Origin of the sequence: Streptomyces sp. NPDC001401, from assembly GCF_042895385.1 — a bacterium.
In the GTDB taxonomy this organism is placed as follows: Bacteria; Actinomycetota; Actinomycetes; order Streptomycetales; family Streptomycetaceae; genus Streptomyces.
This window is the reverse complement of sequence record NZ_JBIAWI010000050.1, coordinates 1-1939: the sequence shown is the minus strand read 5'-3', so window position 1 is coordinate 1939 and position 1939 is coordinate 1. Positions and strand designations below refer to the sequence as shown.

Sequence of the window (1939 nt, the reverse complement as noted above, 5' to 3'; positions counted from 1 at the left end):
TGGCGGCGGCGTTGACGCCGGAGGTGGATGCGGTGCTGGCCCGGCATCCGCTGCGGGAGTTCGTCACCGCCTCGCAGACCCTGCCGCTGCTGGTGGAGCGGGAACGCGCCCTGTACGGCGCCTGGTACGAGTTCTTCCCCCGCTCCGAGGGCACCACCGAGCAGCCGCACGGCACCTTCCGCACCGCCGCCCGCCGGCTGCCCGCGATCGCCGCCATGGGCTTCGACGTCCTCTACCTGCCGCCCATCCACCCGATCGGCACCACCTTCCGCAAGGGCCGCAACAACACCCTCTCCGCCGGCCCCGCCGACGTCGGCGTGCCCTGGGCGATCGGCTCCCCCGAGGGCGGCCACGACGCCGTCCACCCCCAGCTGGGCAGCATCGAGGACTTCGCCTGGTTCGTGCGGGAGGCGCGCGAGCTGGGCCTGGAGGTGGCCCTCGACTTCGCCCTGCAGTGCTCCCCCGACCACCCCTGGGTGCACAAACACCCCGAGTGGTTCCACCACCGCCCCGACGGCACCATCGCCTATGCCGAGAACCCGCCCAAGAAGTACCAGGACATCTACCCGATCGCGTTCGACGCCGACCTGGACGGCCTGATCGCCGAGACGCTGCGGGTGCTGCGGGTGTGGATGGGCCACGGGGTGCGGATCTTCCGCGTCGACAACCCGCACACCAAGCCGGTCGTCTTCTGGCAGCGGGTGATCGCCGACATCAACGCCACCGACCCCGACGTGATCTTCCTGGCCGAGGCGTTCACCCGCCCGGCCATGATGCACACCCTCGCCCAGACCGGCTTCCAGCAGTCCTACACCTACTACACCTGGCGCACCACCAAGCAGGAACTGACCGAGTACCTCACCGAACTGTCCGGCGAGGCAGCCGCCTACATGCGGCCGAACTTCTTCGTCAACACCCCCGACATCCTGCACGAGTTCCTGCAGCGCGGCGGCCGCCCCGCCTTCGAACTGCGCGCGGTGCTGGCCGCCACCCTCTCCCCCACCTGGGGCGTCTACTCCGGTTATGAATTGTGCGAGAACACCCCGCTGCGGGACGGCAGCGAGGAGTATCTGGACTCGGAGAAATACCAACTGCGCCCGCGTGACTGGGACGCGGCCGAACGCGAGGGCCGCACCATCACCCCCCTGATCACCAAACTCAACACCATCCGGCGCTCGAACCCAGCCCTGCGCCAGCTGCGCGACCTCCACTTCCACGACGCGGACAAGGAAGCAGTGATCGCGTACTCGAAGCGGAGCGGCTCGAACACGGTTCTGGTGGTCGCCAACCTCGACCCCCACCACACCCAGGAGGCCACGGTCTCGTTGGACATGCCGCAACTCGGCCTGGAATGGCACGAGTCGGTGCCGGTGCGCGACGAGCTCACCGGCGAGACCTATCACTGGGGCAGGTCCAACTATGTGCGCCTGGAACCGGGCACCCGTCCCGCGCACGTATTCGCCGTCCTGCGACCGTCCACCCCGCAGATCGGAGGGTCACCCACAAAATGATCGTCAACGAACCCGTTCCGGACACCTTCGAGGACACCCCCGCCAAGGACCGGGACCCGGATTGGTTCAAGCGCGCGGTCTTCTACGAGGTCCTCGTCCGTTCCTTCCAGGACAGCAACGGCGACGGAGTCGGCGACCTCAAGGGCATCACCGCCAAACTCGACTATCTGCAGTGGCTGGGCGTCGACTGCCTGTGGCTGCCGCCCTTCTTCAAGTCACCGCTCCGCGACGGCGGTTACGACGTCTCGGACTACACGGCCGTCCTCCCGGAGTTCGGTGACCTCGCCGACTTCGTCGAATTCGTCGACGCCGCCCACCAGCGCGGCATGCGCGTCATCATCGACTTCGTCATGAACCACACCAGCGACCAGCACCCGTGGTTCCAGGAATCGAGGAAAGACCCCGACGGGCCCTACGGCGACTACTAC

General features: G+C 67.8%; 2 protein-coding genes. Both read left to right on the top strand.

The window, feature by feature from the left end; all coding sequences use genetic code 11:
- Nucleotides 1–1511 (top strand): alpha-1,4-glucan--maltose-1-phosphate maltosyltransferase (locus tag ACFY10_RS55020; RefSeq protein ID WP_390672982.1); only part of this gene is annotated, 1511 nt, incomplete at its 5' end.
- Nucleotides 1508–1939: alpha-amylase family glycosyl hydrolase (locus tag ACFY10_RS55015; RefSeq protein WP_390672981.1), on the top strand; the 432-nt coding region annotated here is incomplete at its 3' end. The genes ACFY10_RS55020 and ACFY10_RS55015, both read left to right, overlap by 4 nt.